Origin of the sequence: Streptomyces recifensis (assembly GCF_002154615.1) — a bacterium.
GTDB lineage: Bacteria > Actinomycetota > Actinomycetes > Streptomycetales > Streptomycetaceae > Streptomyces > Streptomyces griseoluteus.
Map to the genome: position 1 here is coordinate 1 of NZ_MUNH01000220.1, position 3,042 is coordinate 3,042.

Sequence of the window (3,042 nt, forward strand, 5' to 3'; positions counted from 1 at the left end):
CCGAGGGTGTGGGCGTAGTCCACGGCCACCGCGAGCCCACGCTCCACCCGGCCGACGGCCGCCGCCCAGGCCCGGTCCCTCGGCAGCCCGATCTCCGCCCGCAGTCCCTCCTCGGCGGCCAGCGGCCACCAGCGGGCCAGCCACTCCGCCTCCGTGCCCGTCACCGGTTCCCCGAGCCGCTCGGTGCCGTCCGGCGCGACCAGCACCAGCCGGGCCACGCCCGCCCGGTCGGTCTCGGCCACGTCCACGGGCACGTTGTCCAGCCACTCGTTGGCGAACAGCAGCCCGGTGACCGCCTCGGGCACCTCGGCCCGCCAGGCGATCCGGTCGTCCAGCCCCGCAGGCCGGTCCGCGACCTCCACGGCGTACGCCCGCGTGCGCGCCGCCACCTCTTCCGGCAGCGCGGCCAGCACCCCCTGGACCAGTTCCCCGCGCCCGGCACCGAGATCGACGAAGTCCAGCGCCTCGGGCCGTCCCAGCGCCCCGTCCACCCGGCACAGCAGCCGGGCCACGGCGGCGGCGAACAGCGGCGAGGCGTGCACGGAGGTACGGAAGTGACCCGCGGGTCCCTCGGGGCGCCGGTAGAAGCCCCGGGGGCCGTACAGCGCCTCCTCCATGGCGTCCCGCCAGCCCTGCTCCGATGTCTCCCGCACCGGGTCAGCCTAGGCGTACACCCACCGGGTCGGCCTATGCGTACAGAGGACCGGGGCATCCACCCTGCGGCGTACGTGTGCCGGGCACGGATCGCCCCTCCGGCTGACCCGTGCGCGCACCAGGTTTCCTTACGCTGATGAGGTGCAGCGCCTCTATGACTTCCTCCGCCGCCACCCCACAGGGGTCGACTGCTTCTGGGCCGTCGTCCTGCTCGGGCTCTCCGGCGTGAGCGTGGTGAACATGGACGGCGCCCCGCACCACCACGGCTCCTTCGCCGCGGCCTGGACGATCTCCACCGTGCTGTGCGTGATCCTGGCCCTGCGCCGCCGCCTGCCGGAGCTGATGCTGGTCGCGGTGCTGGCCACCGGGCTGGCGCAGCTCATCCTCGACGTCGAGCCGGTCGTCGCCGACTTCACCATGCTGGTGGTCGTCTACACCGTCGCCGCCAGCGGCGCCCTGTGGGCCTCACGGCTGGCGCTGGCCACCAGCCTGGTCGCGGCCTCGCTGGCCCAACTGCGCTGGCCGAACGAGCAGGTCAGCGGGCTCGGCCAGATCGCGCTCGCGGTGTTCCAGACGGTGCCGTTCGCGCTGGCCTGGGTGCTCGGCGACTCCATGCGCACCCGCCGCGCCTACTTCGCCCAGCTCGAGGAGCGTGCCGCCCGGCTGGAGAAGGAGCGCGAGGCACAGGCCAAGGTCGCCGTCGCCGCCGAGCGCGCCCGGATCGCCCGCGAGCTGCACGACGTGGTCGCGCACAACGTCTCGGTCATGGTGGTACAGGCCGACGGCGCCGCCTACGTCCTGGACGCCGCCCCCGACCAGGCCCGCCAGGCGCTGGAGACGATCTCCTCCACCGGCCGGCAGGCGCTGGCCGAGATGCGCCGCCTGCTGGGCGTGCTGCGCACCGGTGAGCACCAGGAGAGCGGGGAGTACGTCCCGCAGCCCGACGTGGAGCAGATCGACGACCTGATCGAGCAGTGCCGCGACGCCGGGCTGCCGGTGGACTTCAAGGTCGAGGGCACCCCGCGCCCGCTGCCCAGCGGGGTGGAGCTGACCGCGTACCGGATCGTGCAGGAGGCGCTCACCAACACCCGCAAGCACGGTGGGCCCGAGGCGGGCGCCAGCGTCCGGCTGGTGTACTTCGACGACGGGCTCGGCCTGCTGGTCGAGGACGACGGCAAGGGCGCGCCGCACGAGCTGTACGAGGAGGGCGGCGCGGACGGCCAGGGACACGGCCTGATCGGCATGCGGGAGCGGGTCGGCATGGTCGGCGGCACCCTGGACGCCGGGCCGCGCCCCGGCGGCGGCTTCCGCATCAGCGCGCTGCTCCCGCTGAAACCGGCGCACTGACACCTGTCACGAACGCGCCCGCACACTTCAAGCCCGCACACCCGAAGTTCGCACGCCCCGAGAAGGACACGGAAGAGGACCCCAGATGGCGATCCGCGTGATGCTCGTCGACGATCAGGTGCTGCTCCGCACCGGTTTCCGGATGGTGCTCGCCGCCCAGCCGGACATGGAGGTCGTGGCGGAGGCGGGCGACGGGGTGGAGGCCCTCCAGGTGCTGCGCACCACCCCGGTCGACGTGGTCCTGATGGACGTGCGCATGCCCAAGCTGGACGGGGTGGAGACCACCCGGCGCATCTGCTCCGAGCCCGAGCCGCCCAAGGTGCTCATCCTGACCACGTTCGACCTGGACGAGTACGCGTTCTCCGGGCTGAAGGCGGGCGCCTCCGGCTTCATGCTCAAGGACGTGCCGCCGGGCGAGCTGCTCAGCGCGATCCGCGCGGTGCACAGCGGGGACGCGGTCGTGGCGCCCTCCACCACGCGCCGGCTGCTCGACCGGTTCGCCCCGATGCTGCCCTCGGCCGTGCAGGAACCCCGGCACGCGGAGCTGTCCCGGCTCACCGAGCGCGAGCGCGAGGTCATGGTGCTGGTCGCCCAGGGGCTCTCCAACGGCGAGATCGCCGCCCGGCTGGTCCTCTCCGAGGCCACGGTGAAGACCCATGTGGGCCGCATCCTCACCAAGCTGGGGCTGCGAGACCGGGTCCAGGTGGTCGTCCTCGCCTACGAGACGGGGCTGGTCCGGGCGGGCGGGCAGCCCTAGGGCTCAGCGCAGTACGCCCTCGATGAAGTCGCTGCCCAGCCGGGAGACGGCGGCCAGGTCCAACTGGTGCTGGACGTAACGGCCCTGGCGGCAGCTCGTGATCAGGCCGGCCTTCTTGAGCACGGCCAGGTGGCGGGATATCTCGGGCGCGGACATGCCGTGCGCGTCGGCGAGTTCGCTGGTGCTGTGCGGGCTGCGGGCGAGGTGGCGGCACAGGCGCAGGCGCGCGGGGTGGGCGAGGGCCTCCATGCGCAGGGTGAGCTGCTCGACGGTGGGGGCCTTGG

4 protein-coding genes are annotated in these 3,042 nt (G+C 73.5%); 2 read left to right on the forward strand and 2 right to left on the reverse strand.

Going from position 1 to position 3,042, the window contains the following annotated elements; translation table 11 throughout:
- Positions 1–617 (reverse strand): SAM-dependent methyltransferase (locus CCN33_RS13155; RefSeq protein WP_208621740.1); only part of this gene is annotated, 617 nt, incomplete at its 3' end.
- 178 nt (positions 618–795) lie between these two features.
- Between CCN33_RS13155 and CCN33_RS13160 the strand changes: the two genes are divergently transcribed.
- Positions 796–2,001 carry a sensor histidine kinase gene (locus CCN33_RS13160; RefSeq protein ID WP_086693818.1) on the forward strand — a complete coding sequence of 402 codons (1,206 nt, stop codon included), beginning with the start codon at positions 796–798 and terminating at the stop codon, positions 1,999–2,001.
- Between the two features lie 85 nt (positions 2,002–2,086).
- Positions 2,087–2,758, forward strand: coding sequence for a response regulator (locus tag CCN33_RS13165; RefSeq protein WP_030811253.1), 672 nt, complete (start codon positions 2,087–2,089; stop codon positions 2,756–2,758).
- Between the two features lie 3 nt (positions 2,759–2,761).
- Here the strand turns inward: CCN33_RS13165 and CCN33_RS13170 are convergent.
- Positions 2,762–3,042, reverse strand: a 281-nt coding sequence (locus CCN33_RS13170; RefSeq protein WP_140394529.1) for an ArsR/SmtB family transcription factor, incomplete at its 5' end; no start/stop codon positions are given.